Origin of the sequence: Streptomyces lothianensis (assembly GCF_047779955.1) — a bacterium.
Taxonomy (GTDB): Bacteria; Actinomycetota; Actinomycetes; order Streptomycetales; family Streptomycetaceae; genus Streptomyces.
Map to the genome: position 1 here is coordinate 1 of NZ_JBLMKT010000128.1, position 731 is coordinate 731.

2 protein-coding genes are annotated in these 731 nt (G+C 69.4%); both read right to left on the minus strand.

The features are described 5' to 3' along the window. Window positions 1-396: IS3 family transposase (locus tag ACLF6P_RS29900; RefSeq protein ID WP_415954552.1), on the minus strand; the 396-nt coding region annotated here is incomplete at its 3' end. Further along, window positions 393-704, minus strand: a complete 312-nt coding sequence (locus tag ACLF6P_RS29905) for a transposase (RefSeq protein ID WP_415954553.1) — start codon at window positions 702-704, stop codon at window positions 393-395. The genes ACLF6P_RS29900 and ACLF6P_RS29905, both read right to left, overlap by 4 nt. Window positions 705-731: the final 27 nt, after the last annotated feature.

The window sequence follows — 731 nt, forward strand, 5'->3', positions numbered from 1 at the left end:
GGTCATGTCCGCGACCCACAGCTGATCGGGCCGGGAGGCGGTGAAGTCGCGGTCGACCAGGTCAGGTGGACGCGGCGCCGACGGCTCCGGAACCGTGGTGCGGCGGCGCCGGCCACGGATGACGCCCTCCAGGCCCAGCTCGGCCATCAGCCGCTCGACCGTGCAGCGGGCCACGACGACGCCTTTGCGCCGAAGCGCGCGGGTGATCCGGCGGGCGCCATAGGTGCCGCCCGACTCCGCGTGAACCTCTTCGATGAGCGGCATCAACTGCTCGTCGCGGAGCCGGCGGGCCGACTTCGGCCGCTTCTTGCGGGCGAAGTACGTCGATGGCGACAGCTGAAGCACCCGGCAGACGGGATCGACCCCGAGACCTCTGTCACGCAGGTGGTCGATCACCTGCTCGGCCTCGTCCGGGGACGGTCGATCTCCTGGGCAAAAAACACCGACGCGGCCTTGAGGATCTCGTTCGCCCGCCGCAACTCGGCATTCTCTTTGCGAAGTTGCCTGAGTTCGTCCTGATCGGCGGAGGTCAGCCGGTCGTCGCGTTCACCCCGGTCGGCCTCGGCCTGGCGGACCCAGCCTCGCAGGGCCTCCTTGTGGATGCCCAGATCCTTCGCGACGTGCGCGATCGGGCGGCCGGTGCTGCGGACCTCACGGATCGCGCGCTCCCGGAGTTCGTCCGGGTACTTACGTGGTGCAGGCATGGTGCTCGTGGATCTCCTTCGCCAGGA